22 protein-coding genes and 3 tRNA genes are annotated in these 20386 nt (G+C 37.0%); 18 read left to right on the forward strand and 7 right to left on the reverse strand.

Going from position 1 to position 20386, the window contains the following annotated elements; all coding sequences use genetic code 11:
- A partial coding sequence (locus PLI06_02410) for a ribosomal protein L13e (protein HOI76450.1) occupies positions 1-352 on the reverse strand: 352 nt, incomplete at its 3' end.
- A 106-nt stretch (positions 353-458) separates the two neighbouring features.
- On the opposite strand from PLI06_02410, the gene PLI06_02415 reads away from it, so the two are divergent.
- The 13 genes from PLI06_02415 to rpsJ all read left to right on the forward strand — a co-directional run bounded on the left by PLI06_02415 (position 459) and on the right by rpsJ (position 14042).
- Positions 459-536: transfer RNA gene (locus PLI06_02415), tRNA-Asp, on the forward strand.
- Positions 537-715: 179 nt separating this feature from the next.
- Positions 716-790 (forward strand) — tRNA-Lys (locus PLI06_02420).
- 22 nt (positions 791-812) lie between these two features.
- Complete coding sequence (locus PLI06_02425; GenBank protein ID HOI76451.1) at positions 813-1124, forward strand: DNA-directed RNA polymerase subunit H; 312 nt, start codon at positions 813-815, stop codon at positions 1122-1124.
- A gap of 12 nt (positions 1125-1136) precedes the next feature.
- Complete coding sequence (locus PLI06_02430; protein HOI76452.1) at positions 1137-4451, forward strand: DNA-directed RNA polymerase subunit B; 3315 nt, start codon at positions 1137-1139, stop codon at positions 4449-4451.
- Between the two features lie 5 nt (positions 4452-4456).
- Entirely contained in the window at positions 4457-7102 is a 2646-nt protein-coding gene (locus PLI06_02435; protein ID HOI76453.1) for a DNA-directed RNA polymerase subunit A', read from the forward strand.
- 10 nt (positions 7103-7112) lie between these two features.
- The gene (gene rpoA2 / locus PLI06_02440; protein ID HOI76454.1) at positions 7113-8270 is read left to right on the forward strand and encodes a DNA-directed RNA polymerase subunit A''; all 1158 of its coding nucleotides are present in this window, start codon (positions 7113-7115) and stop codon (positions 8268-8270) included.
- Between the two features lie 11 nt (positions 8271-8281).
- Positions 8282-8590, forward strand: coding sequence for a 50S ribosomal protein L30e (locus PLI06_02445; protein ID HOI76455.1), 309 nt, complete (start codon positions 8282-8284; stop codon positions 8588-8590).
- On the forward strand, positions 8580-9011 hold the full coding sequence (locus PLI06_02450) for a NusA-like transcription termination signal-binding factor (protein ID HOI76456.1): 432 nt from the start codon (positions 8580-8582) through the stop codon (positions 9009-9011). Before PLI06_02445 ends, PLI06_02450 begins: the two co-directional genes overlap by 11 nt.
- Before the next feature lie 11 nt (positions 9012-9022).
- Positions 9023-9457, forward strand: a complete 435-nt coding sequence (locus tag PLI06_02455; GenBank protein ID HOI76457.1) for a 30S ribosomal protein S12 — start codon at positions 9023-9025, stop codon at positions 9455-9457.
- Positions 9458-9462: 5 nt separating this feature from the next.
- Positions 9463-10098: a 30S ribosomal protein S7 gene (locus PLI06_02460; GenBank protein HOI76458.1), complete on the forward strand. Its 636-nt coding sequence runs from the start codon at positions 9463-9465 to the stop codon at positions 10096-10098.
- Between the two features lie 20 nt (positions 10099-10118).
- The gene (locus PLI06_02465; protein HOI76459.1) at positions 10119-12317 is read left to right on the forward strand and encodes an elongation factor EF-2; all 2199 of its coding nucleotides are present in this window, start codon (positions 10119-10121) and stop codon (positions 12315-12317) included.
- Between the two features lie 84 nt (positions 12318-12401).
- Complete coding sequence (gene tuf, locus PLI06_02470) at positions 12402-13691, forward strand: translation elongation factor EF-1 subunit alpha (GenBank protein ID HOI76460.1); 1290 nt, start codon at positions 12402-12404, stop codon at positions 13689-13691.
- A 42-nt stretch (positions 13692-13733) separates the two neighbouring features.
- Entirely contained in the window at positions 13734-14042 is a 309-nt protein-coding gene (rpsJ, locus tag PLI06_02475) for a 30S ribosomal protein S10 (protein ID HOI76461.1), read from the forward strand.
- Between the two features lie 70 nt (positions 14043-14112).
- Here rpsJ and PLI06_02480 read toward each other — a convergent pair whose 3' ends face one another.
- Complete coding sequence (locus tag PLI06_02480) at positions 14113-15228, reverse strand: hypothetical protein (protein HOI76462.1); 1116 nt, start codon at positions 15226-15228, stop codon at positions 14113-14115.
- A 131-nt stretch (positions 15229-15359) separates the two neighbouring features.
- On the opposite strand from PLI06_02480, the gene PLI06_02485 reads away from it, so the two are divergent.
- The 4 genes from PLI06_02485 to PLI06_02500 all read left to right on the forward strand — a co-directional run bounded on the left by PLI06_02485 (position 15360) and on the right by PLI06_02500 (position 16961).
- A complete protein-coding gene (locus PLI06_02485; GenBank protein HOI76463.1) occupies positions 15360-15740 on the forward strand; it encodes a hypothetical protein in 381 nt (126 codons plus the stop codon).
- A gap of 25 nt (positions 15741-15765) precedes the next feature.
- Positions 15766-16236, forward strand: coding sequence for a GNAT family N-acetyltransferase (locus PLI06_02490; protein HOI76464.1), 471 nt, complete (start codon positions 15766-15768; stop codon positions 16234-16236).
- A 44-nt stretch (positions 16237-16280) separates the two neighbouring features.
- Positions 16281-16367: transfer RNA gene (locus PLI06_02495), tRNA-Ser, on the forward strand.
- Between the two features lie 105 nt (positions 16368-16472).
- The gene (locus tag PLI06_02500; GenBank protein ID HOI76465.1) at positions 16473-16961 is read left to right on the forward strand and encodes a GNAT family N-acetyltransferase; all 489 of its coding nucleotides are present in this window, start codon (positions 16473-16475) and stop codon (positions 16959-16961) included.
- A gap of 10 nt (positions 16962-16971) precedes the next feature.
- Here PLI06_02500 and PLI06_02505 read toward each other — a convergent pair whose 3' ends face one another.
- Positions 16972-17211 (reverse strand): hypothetical protein, encoded by a 240-nt coding sequence (locus PLI06_02505; protein HOI76466.1) that lies wholly within the window; start codon positions 17209-17211, stop codon positions 16972-16974.
- 159 nt (positions 17212-17370) lie between these two features.
- Here PLI06_02505 and PLI06_02510 point away from each other — a divergent pair, with 159 nt between their 5' ends.
- Complete coding sequence (locus tag PLI06_02510; protein ID HOI76467.1) at positions 17371-17715, forward strand: hypothetical protein; 345 nt, start codon at positions 17371-17373, stop codon at positions 17713-17715.
- A 14-nt stretch (positions 17716-17729) separates the two neighbouring features.
- On the opposite strand, the gene PLI06_02515 is transcribed toward PLI06_02510, so the two are convergent.
- From PLI06_02515 to PLI06_02530, 4 genes are all read right to left on the reverse strand, one after another.
- Positions 17730-18035, reverse strand: coding sequence for an AzlD domain-containing protein (locus PLI06_02515; GenBank protein ID HOI76468.1), 306 nt, complete (start codon positions 18033-18035; stop codon positions 17730-17732).
- A complete protein-coding gene (locus PLI06_02520; GenBank protein ID HOI76469.1) occupies positions 18028-18717 on the reverse strand; it encodes an AzlC family ABC transporter permease in 690 nt (229 codons plus the stop codon). The genes PLI06_02515 and PLI06_02520 overlap by 8 nt, the downstream gene beginning before the upstream one ends.
- Before the next feature lie 249 nt (positions 18718-18966).
- Positions 18967-19542, reverse strand: a complete 576-nt coding sequence (locus PLI06_02525) for a flavodoxin domain-containing protein (GenBank protein HOI76470.1) — start codon at positions 19540-19542, stop codon at positions 18967-18969.
- Between the two features lie 84 nt (positions 19543-19626).
- Positions 19627-20193 (reverse strand): flavodoxin domain-containing protein, encoded by a 567-nt coding sequence (locus PLI06_02530; protein HOI76471.1) that lies wholly within the window; start codon positions 20191-20193, stop codon positions 19627-19629.
- Between the last annotated feature and the right edge of the window lie 193 nt (positions 20194-20386).

Consider the following 20386-nt stretch of genomic DNA (forward strand, 5'->3'; position numbering starts at 1 on the left):
CTTTAGCTTCTTGCTTAATTTCTTTAATAGCTTCTTCTTTCTTAGGCGCAACTTTTTTTGGAGCTACTTTCTTTTTTACTTTTTCAGGCTTTACTTTTTCTTTAACTTCGCCAGTCTGTTTTTTTGTATCTGCTTTCCTCTGTTTTTTAGCTTCAATATTCTTATTGAGTAAATCTTTTAGAAGGGCTACATTATTTTCACGGACAGTACCTCTTCTAAAATCTAAAATTATGCCAAGGGAATTTGCACGATTAACATTAATATTGGCTTCCCTTAATTCTCCCAACGAGAACCCTCTGCTGTTTTTTTCTTTTGTAATATTCTTACTATGAGTCATTACCTTTGGATTCACAAAATCACCTTTACAAATTTAACTAGAAATATCTTAAAAGAGTTTCTGTGAAAGAATATGGAAAGGCTTAAATATGCATTTCATATTGATGGATTTGCATTATTATGCCCGAGTGGTGTAGCCCGGCCCATCATCCAAGACTGTCACTCTTGTGACTCGGGTTCAAATCCCGACTCGGGCGCCATAATGATCATAATTATAGGATAAAGGCACATTAGCCATTAATATGAAAATAAGGTGATAAAATTCTTGTAAGCGTCTTCAGGAAGTCACCGAAAAGCTTAAATAGCACTCCATTTTCAATTCCAAAAACTGAAATCTGCACCCTGAAGAGGCTTTTTGTAAAAAAAACTCCTTTTATACGGGCTCGTAGCTCAGTCTGGCTAGAGCACCGGCCTTTTAAGCCGGGAGTCGGGGGTTCAAATCCCCTCGAGCCCGTCACATCCAAGGAGAGGTAATAATGACGAAAAAAAAGATTAATATATTGGATAATGAATTTGTTCCTGAACATACTATTCTTACAGAAGAAGAATCCAACGAGGTTCTGCAGAGATTTAATGTAACACATGACAAACTTCCCCTAATCTTAGATACTGATCCTGTTGTGAAGATTATTGGGGCTAAATCTGGAGATGTAATAAAAATTGTGAGAGCCGATTCTCCTGCAGGAAAGAGCGTTTTCTACAGATATGTCATTGGCGAAGATATAAAGCAAGGACTAGAAGAAGATTTAGTTGATGAAATAATCGAAGAAGAACCCGGGGAGGAATAGAGGTGATATTAGTTGGATAGATGGATAGTTATTGAATCATTTTTTAATGAAAAAGGTTTCGTAAGGCAGCATCTTGATTCTTTTAACGATTTCGTTGGAAGAAGACTTCAGGAAGTTATTAATGAACAAGCTAAGATTGATACTGATATTGAAGGTTTTCATGTTAAATTTGGTAAGATAAGGGCGGGAGAGCCAGTATACAAGGAAGCAGATGGTTCAAAGAGAGATTTTTTCCCACAAGAAGCAAGGCTCAGGAGTCTTTCCTATGTTGTTCCTCTTTATCTAGAGTTTATACCTGTTATAGATGAAAAGGAAAGAGAGCCTGTAGAGGTAGAGATTGGTAAACTTCCTATAATGTTAAAGTCACAAGCTTGCAGTCTCAATGGATTAGGAAGAGACGACCTGATTTTGAAAGGAGAAGACGCTAGAGATCCAGGTGGATACTTCATAATTAATGGTGCAGAAAGAGTTGTAGTTGCTATTGAAGATTTGGCACCAAACAGGATATTAGTTGAAATTGATGAAAGATTGTCAGTTGCTATCGCAAAAGTATTTTCAACTAGAAGCGGATTTAGGGCATTAGTCACAGTAGAGAGAAAAAAAGATGGACTTCTTAGAGTTTCATTCCCCTCGCTGCCTGGAAAGATGCCATTTGTAACTTTGATGAAATCATTAGGCCTTGAGAAGGATATTGATATAGTAAATTCTGTATCTTCTGAAAAGGATATCCAGAAGGAACTTTTGGACAACCTTGAAGAATCAATGGACATAACAGACAAGGAACTTGCATTGGATTACCTTGGTAAGAGATTGGCCATGGGTCAGCAAAAAGAATACAGATTAAAACGGGCGGAGATGGCTCTTGATAAGTATCTTTTACCACATATTGGTACAGAAGAGGCAGACAGATTAAGAAAAGCCTATTACCTTGGTATAATGGCAAATAGAGTCATTGAACTTTCACTTGGTAAGAGAGAGTCAGATGACAAGGACCATTATGCTAACAAGAGATTAAAATTAGCAGGAGATCTTTTAGAAAATTTATTTAGATTATCATTCGTCCAACTTACAAGAGATATAAAATACCAACTTGAAAGAACATATGCAAGGGGAAGATTTGAAGAAGGAAACGAAGGCGACTTTGTAAAGAAGTCAGTTAGGGCAGATGTTTTGACAGAAAGAATCAGATATGCAATGGCAACTGGAACCTGGCCTGGTGGCAGAATGGGTATCAGTCAGCTTATGGACGATACTAACTTCATGTCAAGATTCTCGCATCTTAGAAGAGTTCTTTCTCCACTTTCAAGAACACAGCCTCACTTTGAAGCTAGGGATCTCCATCCAACTCACTGGGGGAGAATATGCCCAAGCGAAACACCTGAAGGGCCAAACTGCGGTCTTGTAAAAAACATGGCTTTGATGTCTTACATATCCATTGGGTCAAATGAACTCGATATCCAGAATTACCTGTTTTCTTTGGGCTTGGAGCAGATTACAGATGTGGCCGGTCTTAAAGTAATGACTTACATTTATTTAAACGGTAATCTAATTGGATTTGTAAAAGACGGAAAAACGTTTACTGAAACTGTAAGAAATGACAGGAGAAAAGGAAAGATAGACAATGAAGCTAACATTGTTTACTACCAAATGACAAATGAGATTCATATTAACTGTGACCCTGGAAGAGTCAGAAGGCCACTTATAATTGTAGAAAATGGCAAACCTCTCTTGACCGAAGAACATGTAAAAGCAATCGAAAGAAGATCAAAAAGCTGGTCAGATCTCATAGCTGAAGGAATTATTGAGTATCTAGATGCTGAAGAGGAAGAAAACACCCTTATTGCACTTACCGAAGACGATTTGACCCCCGAATACACTCACCTTGAAATATATTCTCCATCGATTCTTGGAGTATGTGCTTCAATAGTTCCATTTGCAGAACACAACGCTGCACCAAGAAACTCTTACGGAGCAGGGATGGGAAAACAGAGTCTTGGATTTTCACAATCTAATTTCAAACTTAAAGTTGAAACAAGGGGTCATTTGATGTACTATCCTCAGATGCCCATAGTTAAAACAAAAGTTATGGATGCAGTAGGATTTAACAACAGACCTGCAGGCCAAAACTTTGTAGTTGCGGTACTTTCTTATTTAGGGTACAATATAGAAGATGCACTTATTATTAACAAGAGTTCAGTAGACAGGGGTCTTGGAAGAACTACTTTCTTTAGAACATATGACTCAGATGAGAGAAGATATCCTGGTGGTCAGCAGGATAAGTTTGAGATGCCAGATGAATCCGTAAGTGGATACAGAGGGCCTGATGCCTATGAGAATCTTGATATTGATGGGTTTATAAGACCTGAGTCTAGTGTAAAGGGCGGAGACGTTTTGATTGGAAGAACAAGCCCTCCAAGATTCTTAGAAGAACTTGATGAGTTTGGGACAGCCATTGAAGGTAGAAGAGAAACTTCAATTGGAGTTAGACCTTCAGAAAAAGGAATCATAGATTTAGTGCTATTAAGTGAAACTGAAGATGGAAACAAACTTGTTAAGATAAAAGCCAGAGACGAAAGAATACCTGAGCTTGGAGACAAATTTGCATCAAGACACGGTCAGAAGGGAGTTTTGGGATTCCTATGCCCACAAAAAGATATGCCGTTTACAGAACACGGAATAACACCCGATCTTATAATTAATCCGCATGCCATACCTTCCAGAAAAACAGTAGGGCAAATACTGGAAATGATTGGGGGCAAAGCAGGCTCACTAAAAGCAAAAACAGTAGACGCTACACTTTTTGCTGGAGAAAAAGAATCAGATATAAGACAAACTCTCCAGAGTTTTGGATTCAAGAATACTGGTAGAGAGAGGCTATACAATGGAATTACTGGAGAGGTAATCGAAGCAGACATATTTGTTGGAGTTTGTTATTATCAGAAACTGCATCACATGGTGGCCGATAAGATTCATGCAAGATCCCGTGGTCCAAGGCAGATGCTCACAAGACAGCCAACTGAAGGTAAGGCCAGAGAAGGGGGTCTTAGGTTTGGTGAGATGGAGAGGGATTGTTTAGTTGGGCACGGAACAAGCTTACTATTAAAAGAAAGATTACTTGACGCTTCAGACAAAGCTGATATACTTGTATGTGGAAAATGTGGTTCGCTTGCCGTCTATGATAAACTCAGAAACAGAGAGTATTGCCCAATCTGCGAAGAAGAAACAGATATTTATCCCGTTGAAATGTCTTATGCTTTCAAACTTTTGCTAGAGGAGTTAAAATCAATGTGTTTAGATCCCAAATTAAAACTTAGGGATAGGGCGTGATCATCATGTTTAAAGTACCAAAAGTAATAGACACAATTCAATTTGGAATATTGTCCCCCGAAGATGTAAGAAAAATGTCAGTATTAAGAGTAATTACAGCCGATACTTATGATGATGATGGATACCCTATAGAAAAAGGTCTAATGGATCAGAGGCTTGGTGTAATCGATCCAGGTTTAAAATGTAAGACATGCGGTCAAAAGTTTGGGGACTGCCCTGGACACTTTGGGCACATAGAACTTGCAAGGCCTGTAATCCATGTAGGTCATGCTAAAGATGTACACAAAATTCTGAAGTCAGTGTGCAGAGACTGTGGGAAGCTAAAACTTGATGAATCACAAAGACAGCACTTCCATGAACAACTCTTGAAAGCAAGCGACAGGTTGAAAAATAAGGAAATAATTGTAAAAGAGGCAATGGACAAAGCTGCAAAAAGTGTATGCCCATGGTGCGGTAGTGACAAGAGAACTATAAAGTTTGAGAAACCATATACTTTTTATGAAGAGTGGGGCGAGGAAAGAAACAAACTAACCCCAATAGATGTAAGAGAGCGTTTAGAAAAAATACCGCTCGAAGATTATGAATTAATCGGTGTGAATAAAGACGTTTCAAAACCGGAATGGATGGTATTGACAGTATTACCAGTTCCACCAGTTACAGTAAGACCTTCTATAACTCTTGAGTCAAGTGTCAGAAGCGAAGACGATTTAACTCACAAATTGGTAGATATCATAAGAATAAATCAGAGATTGAGAGAAAATATAGACGCAGGAGCTCCACAGCTGATAGTTGAGGATTTATGGGAACTTTTGCAGTATCACGTAACAACTTACTTTAATAATAGTACTTCAGGAGTTCCTCCTGCAAGACATAGATCAGGCAGAATTCTAAAAACTATTTCACAGAGACTCTCGGGGAAGGAAGGCAGATTTAGATCAAATCTTTCTGGAAAGAGGGTTGACTTTTCTGCAAGAACAGTAGTTTCCCCCGATCCATACATCAGTATAAACGAAGTCGGGGTGCCTGACTTTGTAGCATCTGAATTAACAGTTCCTGAAAAGGTAACTGCGCACAACTTGGAAGAAATGAAGACAATTGTCAGAAATGGACCAAATACACATCCAGGTGCAAACTACGTAATAAGAAATGATGGAAGAAGAAAGAAAATTACCGATACCACAAAAGACGATGTTGCTGAAGAGCTTGATGTTGGATTTACAGTTGAGAGGCAGTTGAGAGATGGGGATATTGTGTTATTCAATAGACAACCATCACTTCACAGACTGTCAATAATGGCCCACGAAGTAAGGGTCATGCCATTCAAAACTTTTAGACTTAATCTCTGTGTATGTCCACCTTATAACGCTGACTTTGATGGAGATGAAATGAATTTACATCTTCCCCAGACAGAAGAGGCAAGAAGTGAAGCTGGAATAATTATGAAGGTCCAGGAGAACATCATCTCACCAAGGTTTGGAGAGCCTGTTATTGGAGGAATGCAAGATTATATTTCTGGTGCATATCTTATGACTAAAGATGGTTCAGAGTTTTCTACTGAAGACGTAGAACAGTACTTTTACGAATCAGGCATACTAAACAATAAAGTAGATGTCGAAGCATTCAACGAAAGACTAACACCTTGGACTGGTAAAGAGCTTTTTGAAGTATTGCTCCCAAAGGATTTGAGTGTTGAGTTCAGATCAAAAACATGCAGAAAATGTGAAAAATGTGAATTTGCTAACTGCAAATTTGATAATTATGTTATTATAAAAGAAGGAAAACTTCTAAAAGGTGTCATAGATGGAGCAGCATTTAAGGCCAGGTCAAGTTGTAAACTACTGGATAAGATTGTAAAGGATTATGGGTCTGACGAAGGAAGAGAGTTCTTGGATTCTGTCACAAAACTTATCATTTCAGTTATAATGAAAGTAGGTCTTACAACAGGTATTGATGATGTCGACATACCAGAAGAAGGTCTTGATAGAATTGATGAAATATTAGAAAACGCCCACAGTAAAGTCATGGACAATATTGATGCTTATCAAAGGGGAGAGCTTGAAAAGCAGCCAGGTCAGACAATTGAAGACACACTAGAAAACAGGATTATGGCCGAACTTGCAAAGGCAAGAGACAATGCAGGAGCAGCAGCAGAACAGTATCTTGGAATGAAAAGACATGCTGTAATAATGGCCAAGACAGGCGCAAAAGGAAATATGCTCGACTTAACTCAGATGGCTGCATGCTTGGGGCAGATGACTGTAAGAGGGAAGAGGCTCCACAGAGGGTATCAGGAAAGAAGTTTACCGCACTTTAAACGTGGAGATCGTTCAGCCAAGGCAAGAGGTTTTGTCAGTTCAAGTTACAGAAAAGGACTTTCACCAACAGAGTTTTTCTTCCATTCAATGGGTGGAAGAGAAGGGCTTGTAGATACAGCAGTTAGAACAGCTCAGTCAGGTTATATGCAGAGACGATTGATTAATGCTTTGCAAGACTTAAAAGTTGAAAAAGACAGAAGCGTTAGAGATAACAGTAATAACATCATCCAATTCGAATACGGAGAGGACGGAGTTGATCCCTCCAGAAGTTCATATGGTGAAGCCGTTGATATTGATTGGATAGTACATAAGACAATTACTTCGAGGAAGGAGTGAAGGTGGGGTAATGGCAGATTTATCATATATCGATAATCAACTTGAAGAATATAATGACAAACTGACTAAATATATTTCTGGCCAGCTTAAAGAAAAACTTTACATGGCCAATGATAAATATAACTTGTCAGAAAATGAGATAACTTCTATAATCGAAGAATCAATTAAAACATATGAAAGGTCTCTTGTTGATCCAGGCGAAGCAGTTGGAACTATAGCGGCGCAGAGTTTAGGAGAACCAGGAACACAGATGACACTAAACACCTTCCACTATGCTGGAGTAGCCGATATTAACGTTACACTAGGTCTTCCTAGAATCATTGAAATCGTCGATGCAAGAAAAGATCCAAATACACCAGTTATGAGGATTTATCTCGATGAGGAAATTAGAGAAAGCAGAGAAAAAGCTGAAGACATAGTTAAGGAAATTGAAGGTACAACGATTGAAAGTATTTCTAAAAGTATGAAAATTGATGTTATCAACATGTCAATTGTAGTTGAACTTGATACTTACAAGATGGAAAAACAAGGACTTACACTCGAAGATATAAAAGAAAAACTTTATAAATTGAAAAAAGTCGAGAGCATCGAAGACGAAGATAACTTTTTAACTTTAAAGGCTGGTGACGTTTCTCTTATGGAACTTAGAAAATTTTTTAACAGAGTGAAAGCCCACCAGCTTAAAGGAATTAAAAATGTTAAAAGGGCCCTAATCAAAAAAGAAGCAGAAGAATATGTAATATATACAGAGGGATCAAATCTCGGAGAAGCTTTTAAAATCCCTGGAGTTGATCTATCAAGATCAATATCAAACGATATAAACGAGATACAAAGGGTACTTGGAATTGAAGCTGCTAGAAGGGCAATTGTAGATGAAATTAGAAAGACCTTAGAAGAGCAGGGTCTTGAAGTAGATATAAGGCATATAATGTTACTTTCTGATTTAATGACCATGGAGGGGGAGATAAAGCAGATAGGAAGGCATGGGATTAGTGGAGAAAAGGCCAGTATACTTGCTAGGGCCTCTTTTGAAGTTACAACCAACCATCTTATGAAAGCTGCAAAGTTCGGCGAGATTGACACCTTATCAGGAGTAACGGAGAACGTTATTATAGGGCAACCGATACCCATGGGAACGGGAAATGTTAAACTTATAATGAAAAAGTAGGAGGTTATTCAATGGACGTAAATAGAGAAATAAAGAGAACAGTAGATACCGGAAAGGTAATACTTGGAACCAACAAATCCATTAATTCTCTTAAGACGGGTAATGCTAAGATGATTATCTATACTCAAAACTGTCCTAAAAGTATAAAAGAGGATATTTTATATTACTCAAAGATATCAAGCATACCAATCTTAGAATTTGGTGGTACATCGCTGGAGCTTGGTACCGTTTGTGGTAAACCATTTTTAGTTTCAGTAATAGCAGTCATGTCTCCAGGAGAGTCCAATATACTTTCTGGAGGGAAGGTTTATGGGAATTAAAATTTCAACTGATGAGATAAAGTATATTGGGCTTTTTGAAAGTATGACCGGTGCAACTGTTAAGGATTGTATTTTTGAGGACAATAAAAATAAGATTGTTTATGTTGTTAAAGAAGGCGATATGGGCCTTGCCATTGGAAAAAATGGTGCGAATGCGCAGAGAGTAAAAGAAACTCTGAATAAGCCAATAGATATAATTGAATATTCAGATGATCCTGTTAAGTTTATTAAGAATATTATCTGGCCTGTTAAAGTTAAAAATATTCATGTTTCCGAGAGAAAAGATGGCAAGAAGATAGCTGTTCTTGATATTAATAAGAAAGATAAAGGTCTTGTAATAGGAAAAGAAGGAAAAAATATAGATCGAATCAAAAACCTATTAAAGAGACATCATAATCTTGACGATATAATGATCATGTAGAGGTTGTAAATATGAGTAAACCACATGGCAGAAACGCTGCGAGAAAAATCGAGGGAATAAGAAAAAGATTTAGATGGAAAGATAAAGGTTACAAGGTTCAAGCGCTAGACCTTAAAGTTAAATCAGATCCTTTAGAGGGTAGTCCTCAGGCTAGAGGGATTGTACTTGAGAAAGTACCTATTGAGGCAAAACAGCCCAACTCTGCTCTTAGAAAATGCATTAGAGTTCAGCTTATTAAAAACGGTAGGCAGATAACTGCATTTTGCCCGGGAGACGGCGCTATAAACTTCATTGACGAACACGATGAGGTCGTAATTGAAGGAATTGGCGGCAGGCAGGGCGGATCAATGGGAGATATCCCTGGAGTCAGATTTAAAGTAATTAAAGTAAACAGAGTTTCATTAAATGAGATGGTTAAAGGAAGGAAAGAGAAACCGGTAAGGTAGATATTATGGATATTAAAGATAGATTTTACATTCCCGATAACCTCAAAGTCTTTGGCAAATGGGATACAGATATCGCCGTTGAAGATTTGGGAATAAAGAGTTATGTTAATCTTACCCCCACTGTAGTTCTTCATACCGCAGGAAGGCACCAAAAGAGAAGATTCTGGAAAAATAAAATGAATATTATCGAAAGACTCTCAAACAAAATGATGAGATCAGGGTCTGCTGGGAAAAAGACGGGTGGAAGATTCTTGAGAAGACATGGTGGCTACACAGGTAAGAAACAGGCCACTTATAAAACATTAAAACTTGCTTTTGAAGATATTAATAAAAAAACAAAACAGAATCCTTTGGAAGTACTAGTTAAAGCATTGGAATATGCGGGGCCAAGAGAGGAAGTAACAACACTTTCCTACGGAGGAATTAAGTACCACCTTTCAGTAGATACAGGGTCTCAAAGAAGACTTGATATGGCACTTAAGAATATTGCACTCGGTGCAAGCCTTAAAACTTTTAAAACAAAGAAAAAGTTCCATGAAACATTGGCTGAAGAGATTATTCTTGCTTCAAAAGGAGAAATGGCAAGCTTTTCTGTTAACAAGAAGGAAGAAATAGAGAGGATAGCAAAATCGGCCAGATAATTCGATTGTGGTGATTCATTATGGGCAGAAAAGAAGAGATGGCGAAGAGAGTTAAAGAATTAATGAAAGATCCAAAGTACATAAGGAATACTGGGATAGCCGCACACATTGATCACGGTAAAACTACATTGAGTGATAACCTTCTATCTGGCGCAGGCCTTATGTCAGAGGATCTCGCAGGAAAACAGCTTGTCTTGGATTTTGATGAACAGGAGCAGGCAAGGGGAATTACAATTAACGCATCTAACATATCAATGGTACACAGAAACAAAGGTCAAGATTACTTAGTTAATTTGATTGATACACCTGGACACGTTGACTTTGGAGGAGACGTTACCAGGGCAATGAGGGCAATAGATGGATGTATTATAGTTGTCTGTGCTGTAGAAGGTAAGATGCCTCAGACTGAAACTGTGGTAAGGCAAGCCCTAAAGGAAAGGGTAAAACCAACACTTTTCATTAATAAAGTTGACAGATTGATAAGGGAACTTCAGCTTTCACCTGAAGAGTTACAGAACAGGTTCGTTAAAATTATCAATGAGGTAAACAAATTAATTAAAAATGCAGCCCCTCCAGAATTTAAGGATAGCTGGCAGGTTAGCGTTACTGAAGGCAGCGTAGCATTTGGTTCAGCTTACTATAACTGGGCTATAAACGTCCCTTACATGAAAAAGACTGGAATATCTTTTAAGGATATTATTGAACACTGTATGAACGATACTCAAAAGGAACTTTCTAAAAAATCTCCTTTACATGAAATCCTTCTTGATATGATGGTTACACATCTTCCAAATCCCTTAGTTGCACAGAAGTATAGGATCCCTCAGATCTGGAAGGGAGACCTTGAAAGTGCTGTGGGTAAGGATATGTTGGAGTGCAATCCAAACGGACATCTTGGAATGGTTGTTACAAAGATTGTGCAAGATCCGCATGCTGGGGAAATCAGTGTAGGTAGATTATTTTCAGGAACCTTAAAAACTGGTCAAGAGGTATGGATAGTAGCAACAAAAAACAAGAGGAGAGTTCAGCAAGTCGGAATTTTCATGGGGGCAGACAGGGAGAACTTAGAGGTAGTTCCATGCGGTAACATAGTTGCAGTTACAGGCCTAAAAGAAGCAATAGCCGGTGAAACAATTTGTACTGGTGATGAACCAATCACACCCTTTGAGGCGATAAAGCACTACTCAGAACCTGTAGTCACAGTTGCAGTAGAGCCAAAAAATACCAAAGATTTAGCAAAACTAGTTGAAGTTTTGAGACAAGTTTCAAAGGAAGACCCAACACTAGTAGCCAAAATCAATGAAGATAGCGGAGAATATTTATTATCTGGTATGGGAGAACTTCACTTAGAGGTAGTCGGTTACAGAATTACTCATGACAGAGGGATTGATATAAAATTATCCCAACCAATTGTTATCTACAGAGAATCAATTGATGGTAAATCTGAAGCTGTAGAAGGTAAATCTCCAAACAAACATAACAGATTCTATATGCAGGTAGAGCCTTTAGAGGATAATGTTTACAATGCAGTAAAAGAGGGAATAATACCCGAAGGCAGAATTAAAGGCAAAGATCTAGGTCCACAACTAAGAGAACTTGGAATGGATAGTGACGAAGTAAAAGGTATTGCAGATGTTTACAACGGGAACGTATTCTTCAACATGACAAAAGGAATAGTGTACATTAACGAAGTAATAGAACTTGTCATACAATCAATTCATGAAGCTATTGACGGAGGCCCATATTCAAGAGAGCCCGTAATGAAACTCAAGATAAAGCTTGTAGATTGTAAGCTTCACGAGGATTCCATTCACAGAGGTCCAGCGCAAGTTATACCTGCTGTAAGGGAAGGACTATTTGCAGCAATGCTATATGCAAGACCTGTGATATACGAGCCTATCCAGAAAGTTACTATTACGTCACCTCAAGACTACATGGGAGCTGTAACAAGAGAAGTGCAGTCTAGAAGAGGGCAGATATTGGATATTTCTCAGGAAGGAGATATGACAACAGTTGTCTCTATCACACCAGTTTCTGAAATGTTCGGATTTGCTGGTGACATAAGAGGCGCAACTGAAGGTAGGGCACTATGGTCAACTGAATATGCAGGTTACCAGAAGCTTCCAACAGAACTTCAGATGCAGACCGTTGAGGCAATCAGAAAGAGGAAAGGACTTAAACCACAGCCTCCAAAACCTGAAGATTACCTAAACATGTAAAATGGAAAAAGCTTAAAAATGGATTTAATTTAGAGGATTATACCAGATATAATAAAAATATAGTAAAAAAAGGAGGAAATAATTATGGCAACTCAAAAACCACATTTAAATGTAGCCTTTATCGGCCATGTCGATCACGGAAAATCTACGTCCGTAGGTCAATTACTAGTTATGCACGGTGATATCAGAGCAGATCTCATTAAAAAGTTCGAGGAAATGGGAGAAAAAGGTAAGACGTTTAAGTTTGCTTGGGTAATGGATAATCTAAAGGAAGAGAGAGAAAGAGGAGTTACAATAGATCTTTCTCACAAAAAGTTTGAAACTGATTCAAAATACATTACAATCGTGGACTGTCCAGGTCACAGAGATTTCGTTAAAAACATGATTACTGGAGCTTCACAAGCAGATGCCGCAGTTCTAGTAGTTGCAGTAAATGATGGTATCATGCCACAGACACAGGAGCACGTTTTCTTGTCTAGAACACTTGGTATCCAACAAATAGCTGTATTGGTAAACAAGATGGACACAGTAAACTACTCGCAGGAGAAGTTTAACGCCATTAAGGCAGAAGTAGAGAAGTTAATTAAGACAGTTGGATTCAAAGTTGAAGAAACAAAGTTTATCCCTGGTTCAGCATTTAACGGAGACAACATAGCAGGTAAATCTGACAAGACACCATGGTACACAGGACCGTCATTATTAGAAGCCGTAGACTCTTTCAAAGAACCAGATAAACCAACAGACAAGCCACTTAGACTTCCAATTCAGGATGTTTACACAATCACTGGTGTAGGAACAGTACCTGTTGGAAGAGTAGAAACTGGAATAATGAAGAAGGGAGATACAGTATTATTCGAGCCAGCTACAACAGTATTTGGAAAGCCAATTTCTGGTGAAGTAAAGACAATCGAAATGCACCACGAAACACTAGATCAGGCACTACCAGGAGACAACGTTGGATTCAACGTTAGAGGTGTTGGAAAGAACGATATTAAGAGGGGAGATGTTCTAGGACATCCAAACAACCCACCAAGAGTAGTAACATTGAACGACTCTTTCAAAGCACAGATAGTAGTTCTAAGACACCCAACAGCCATAACCGCTGGATACACACCAGTATTCCACTGCCACACAGCACAGGTAGCATGCACATTTGAGAAACTACTTGCAGAGCTTGATCCAAAGACCGGTAACGTAAAGACTGAAAATCCTGACTTCCTAAAGAGCGGTAGCGCTGCCATTGTCCAGATAAAGCCAACAAAACCCATGGTTATTGAGGAAATAAAAGTAATACCTCAGTTGGGTAGGTTTGCCGTAAGGGATATGGGAGCAACAGTTGCCGCTGGAATGGTCCAGTCTATAACTAAGGCATAAAATTTTAATTTATTTTATTTTTATTTGAATGAGGCGATATAGGTGCAAAAAGCTAGAATAAGATTGACTGCAATGGAAACAGGAAAACTTGACGAAGTTTGTTCGCAGGTTAAGAAGATAGCGGAGCGTACAGGTGTAGACATAGCCGGGCCAATACCATTACCAACAAAGAAATTAAAAGTACCAGTAAGAAAATCCACTTCTGGTGACGGTAAGGCTACATGGGAACGATGGGAAATGAGGATACACAAAAGACTCATCGAAATCGACGCTGATGAAAGGACCATGAGACAGATAATGAGAGTCAAAGTTCCTGAAAGAGTTAACATAGAAATTGAATTATTGTCCTAATCTATTATTGTATTTAAAAAATACAATATCTCTTCTTTGATAGAATTTGTATAAAAAATAAAATATAAAATTAATTCCTATACTTTACTGTGCAGAATTCCCAAGATTTTAATCTTGTGCTTCCTGTTACAACTATATTGCCTTTTGAGTCAAACGCAATGCCATTTGCCATATCGTCTTCTCCAATTGCTTGTCTCTGTTCCCAGAGCTGTTTCCCGTTTTTGTCGTATACTATAGTAAGATAATCAAAGTAAAGGGCGTTTCCTTTATAGGATGTCCCTGTAACCGCAATATTATCTTTTTTGTCAATTGCAACTGCAAATGCTTTATCATCTTTTCCAGCATTGTAAGTTCTGCGCCATAATAATTTTCCATCTTTGTTGTATTTCAATGTCTTGAAATCAAAATCGTTTCCATTGTGGAAATAGCCTGAGATAATTATGTTATTTTCAAAATCAGTAGCAATTCCCATTCCATGCGCCTGGCTATCGTCAAATTGTACTCTCCAGAGAGGGCTACCGTCCTTGTCATATTTTAAGAGCAAGAATGAATTTGTAGTATCTGCCCTGCTTCTGCCCATTGTCATTCCCCCAATTATAATATTATCCAAGGAATCGATGGCAACATCATAAGCATAGTCATCGTGAGCATCTTCAAATAAGACTTTCCAAAGCATCCTGCCATTCTTATCATATTTAACTGTATATATGTCGTACTGATTAGTAATAAAGGAGTGTCCAGTAACTATTACGTTGCCTTTGGAATCTGTAGCAACGCCTTCGCCACTATCGTTACCTCCCATATTGAACTTTTCAGCCCAGAGTTTTTTTCCTTCAGAGTTATATTTTACCGTGTAGTATCTACCACTTGATATCCCAGTAACAATAACGTTGTTTTGCCTGTCAACTGTGACATCATTTGCCTGTTGTGTCCCATCTTCCTGCTCGACGTTTTGCCAGAGCACGTTTCCGTTTCTATCGTATTTGATAGTAACATAGTCCCAGCTCTTAACGTAAGTAGATCCAGTAACAATAATATTGTCCTGAAAATCACAGACTACGCTGTTTGCAAAATCATTTTTTCCCCCATCGTAGCTCTTTTCCCACATTAAGCTGTAAGCAAGGGTTGCCATAGGCAGAGAAAAAACCAACATCGAAAGCACTAAAATTACATATTTATTTTTCATAGTATCACCTATATGCACATATAATTTGTATTAAGAATATATAAGGTTATACGATATTTTGAATATAATCAAAATTTTATATCATAAAATTTAAATATTGAATATCATTTTTCTATCTATGGGTGATAAAAATGATTGACTTAATAGCTATAGCTGCATTAGGACTTATAGGAATAATAGGTTTTGTTGCACTGGTATTTCTAGATGCAATATTCTTGTGGTTGGGAACTAAGTTTGCAGGTATTGATAAAGCCTCATTCGGTAAGGCAATAATAGGCGTATTTATCATGATAGTACTAAGTGCCATCTTGGGGTCACTTCTTGGTCCACTCGGAATTCTTGGAATAATCTTAAGTTTCATAGTGACATTATGGGCAGTGAAGTCACTATATGGGACTTCTTGGGGCAAGGCATTTTTAGCACTAATCTTGGCATTCGTAGCTTTCATAGTGCTTTCAGTGGTTTTGTTAGCATTATTGGGGATTGGTCTCTCAAATCTAGGCATTTTTTAATTTATTTATTTTTTATAGGGATTAGATGATAATAAGAAACTGTACGGTAGAAGATGTTGACAGAGTCAGAAGATTTGTTGATGCATGCAAACCTTTGGAGTTGCATACATCCTTTACATACTGGGCAATATTCAATTATTTTTCTAATCTATGTTTTTTAATGATAGAAGATGAAAAATTAATTGGATTTATCTCTGGGATCAGAAGCTCTTTAGACAAAGATGCTGTGTATCTATGGCAGATTGGTGTGTCAAAAGAATACCGTGGCAAAAAATATGCTTCTCGATTGATTGACCATTTAATTAAAGGCGCTATTTTTTTAGATTGTAATAGAATCCAAGTCTCAATTTCGCCTGAGAACGAATCAAGTTACAATACTTTTCTTAAATATACAAAAGAGCATTCCTATAATTTTACAAAAATTGGCGAAGTAAAATATCACGACACTTTGACCGGTAAGAATGAATATGAAATTATCTACCAGATTGAAATTTGACGGCCCACAAATTTTATAAACTAACTAACATGATTTAAATTTAAGCCGAGGTCGCATAGCTAGGATTAGTGCGCCGGACTTGAGATCCGGTTTCCCCTAGGGAAGCGGGAGTTCAAATCTCCCCCTCGGCGCTTTTCGCTTTTTGATTAGAGCTATCTTACTCTATTCTTAGTTCCAATGTTTTGCTAATCTTATTCATAGAAACTCATAAATAATTAAGTAGTAATAATAGTATAATGATAATAAATAAAGATAATCTAGTTTTTCGAAGGGCAACCCTAGGGGATATCTCTGAACTTATAAAATTTAAAATATTACTTTTAGATGAACTTAATGAAGACGATAAGAGTAATCTAGAAAAACTAAAACTAGAATTAAAAAAATTCTTTACAGAATATATTGGCTCAGATGATTTTATTTCATGGCTTGTTGAATACGAGGGAGAGATTATTGCAACAAGCGGTTTAATACTTTGGAGAGTTCCTCCAAGATATGATTGTCTTCACGGAAGATATGGGTATATCTGCAATATGTATACAGTGCCAAAAGCTAGAAGAAATGGGATCAGTACCGAATTAATAAAAAAAATCATTGAGGAAGCAAAAATATTAGACATAGACATCTTGAATCTCCATGCAACAAAAGATGGAATCCAAATGTATCAGAGATTTGGATTTACTGATCCAATTGACCCAGAAATAGAATTAAATCTTGATAATTATTGATTTAAGATTTTTAATCAGAATCTAGATTCTCTAGGAAATAAATCCCATTTTCTACACTTTTAATGTGATTGTTTTCACAAATATTGGTAAATGCAAGCGCTTCTTCTATAGAGAATTCATCATTTAGAAAATTATAGACATTGGATTTCCATGCAGCAAAGGCGCCCCTATTTACATATTCTCCTTCTTTTATCCCTAATATTTCTTTGCCTTGTTTTACCAGGCTTTTTATTTTTTCTTTACGTGACATATCCCTCTTATACTAAATATAGATTCAACTATTTTACTTTTTCTATTTTAGTCTAAAGGCGCTAATAATCAATTGATATAAAGATTAGGTGCTTTTAGCCCACATCAGAAAGATTTATATTAGGGATATATATCCTTAATATACCGAAAGGCGTGGATTATGGCGAAAATAATTCCAATAAGTGTCTGCTTATTAGTAATATTGTCATTTTTAGGAACGACGTCAGTTCTAAGTGACGACTGTGTTTCTATAATACTTGAAAAGGACACTTTAAAAGTCGGAGATAGTTTTTTTGTTTATCCTTTAACTGCAACAATTAATCAAAATCTTTCTACGGGTAGCGTTGAGTTAGTTGCAGTCAACTGCAAATATTGCATATATCAAGCAAAAAGTTCTGGAACTGTAGTATTCCAAAATTGTGGAAGTATGGAGACTGTTAGAATCTTCCCGAAAGAATCGCCATTCGATGCTCTAATGAACATGATTGGCCGTGGAAAAAATTAGAAATAATCCTTTTCTTATAATATATTTCTGAACATAATTATGATGGCCATGCCTATTATCAATGCTATTAAGACATTATTCGTCTTCTTTGCAACAATACCTGTTATAAGAGCACTTATAGCGCCTGGGATTCCTTCAGAGATAATACTTGGGACAATAAAAGAAAGAAGAAGTGTCCCAGGCAAAGCCTTTATCAAATTTTCAACAAATTTGTGCTTAGAGAGCACATTTCCTATCAATAGTCCACCGAATCTCAAAGAGTAGGTGATAATACCAGCGAGAATTATTACAATTATGGCTAGCATGTCAAAATCATTCATGCTTATCTCCTCTGAGATGTTTTTCAATCGAATATGCTAAAGCGCCCGTCAACCCTCCTATGACGATATACCACTTTCCAGGTATGAATAAAAAGGAGAGGTATGCAAATATCGCTGCAACTATCCACGGAAGCAAGCTATCTTTTCCATCATAGAAACTTGCCACCAAAGCGGTAAATATTATTATAATCACAAAATCAAGTGCAACTGAATAAGGGTCTGATATCATAAAGCCGAATGTGTGGCCTGCCAAAGTGCTGATTACCCAGAAGATAACTAGGCATATCCCTCCCCCAAAAAGAAAGTAAGGGCTTATCTTTTCTTTTTTTAATCTCGAAAGTGTAACTGCCCAGTTTTCATCTGCCACAAGGTGCATCAAGGCAGCCTTTTCAAACAGAGAACTTCCTTTGAAAAGCGGGGTAAGGGAAGCCCCAATAAGGAGATATCTCAAATTGATGGCAAAAACTGCAAAAAGCATCTCCGTTACAGGAAGTGGAGTTTTCCAAAGCTCTACCATAAGAAATTGAGCGGAGCCTGCAAATGTTACAATATCCATAAGTAATAGCTCAAAAAATGTAACTCCTTTCGAATAAGCAAGAACTCCAAGAACTAGCCCATAGGCAGCCACAGATATTGCAACAGGTACGGTGGATGAAAAGCCTTTGATAAAATTTGATTTCATTTATTTCGCCTTTAATAATTTCTAGATAATCAACAATTTGTTAACCTTTTTGATGATAATCTTTTTATAAACATTGCTAATTTTTGTTAATGAAAATTTTAAGAGCCCTATTTATCATAATCTCGCCATTATTTGGTAAAATAGTAGATATATGCTCTCTTTCGAATGTATGTATCTTTCTAGAAGTAAGAGAAAGATCAAAATAAGATGAATGTTTGAAAAGCACCTTTTGCTAATCTTCTAACTAGATTATTTGGATTCAACAAGCTCTGCAAATTTTGAGGCAAAAGATCTAATCTGATTCAAGCCTTTTGGATCATCTTTCCACTTCTCATCAATTTTTATTGGCTTATTATCTTTCGCTTGAGCCTTAGCTGCCTGTTCTATAATCTTTCTTTCTATAAAACCGATTTTTGGATTGGATAGATCAAAATCAGACAGGATAGACTTTCCCGGAAATGCATCAAATAATTCTGCTTCAATTCCTAGTTTTTCCATTTTGTCTTCAACATACATCTTCTTTGCTTTCTCAGCGTCTTCCATAGCCAATCCACAACAGGCATAAAGGCCCATAATTTTATTATTAAATTGCATTTTATTTTTCTTGAGAAAATTATCAGTTTCTTTTGTCCATTTGCCAATCTTTATTCCAGAGCCGACTAGGACGCCATCAAAATTTTTTATATCTGGAACATTCTTGGATAATTCAAGATTCACTAAACTTACACTTAATCCTTCTTTTTCTAAGGCCTTTCCGATTTCTTGTGATACTTCCTCTGTGCAACCATACCTACTACCATATGCGATTAAAACACATTTTGTCATCTAATCAGAAATGTATTGCACCTTTATATATAAAATATTTTCTGATTGTATCTCTGTATTTGTTTAAAAATTATCAATAGCTATTCATTTTGATTTGACGGATTCTGCAAACTTCAGTGCAAATAATTTTATCTGATTCCAATCCCTGAAGTCGTTCTTTCCTTTCTTTTCTATTTTTATCCCCTTCTCTTTCTCCAAACCCTTTGCCGCTATGGACATGATTTTCCTATCCATAAAGCCTGCTTTGGATTTTCTTGAAAGATCAAAGACTCCGCCAAAGACATCATAAAAATCAGGGGTTAGTCCAAGTTTTTGAATTTTTTCTTCTACATACATCTCTTTTGACTTTTCAGGGTCATTTGCTACAAATCCAGCACAGGCGAACATTCCAAAGATCGTATCTTTAAATCTATCTTTATTTATATCTATAAAGAGATCGGCCTCATTTGTCCATTTCCCGACTTTTATACCTGAACCAACTATAACCCCGTCAAAATTTTCGATAGAGGGGATTTCACTTTCCTTCAGGCCACCTAAATTAATAATCTTTGTAGTTATTCCTGCTGTCTCTAAGGTCTTACCTATTTCTATAGCTACTTCTTCAGTGCAACCATAACGACTACCATACGCGATCAAAACATTCTTTGGCATGTAATCCCTAAATATACTGACCACGATTGATATAAAATATTTTGTATTGCTGTTTAATAGAATCAATATTTATTTTTTAGTAAATTTCAAATGTAGCTATTAATTAAAATAATTATTTGATTATATGCAAATTTTTTCTTTTTTCGGCTGTGGGACATATTTATTTTAAGCACTAGTCTTTTACAATGATCAC

The organism is Methanofastidiosum sp., assembly GCA_035362715.1.
Taxonomy (GTDB): Archaea; Methanobacteriota_B; Thermococci; order Methanofastidiosales; family Methanofastidiosaceae; genus Methanofastidiosum.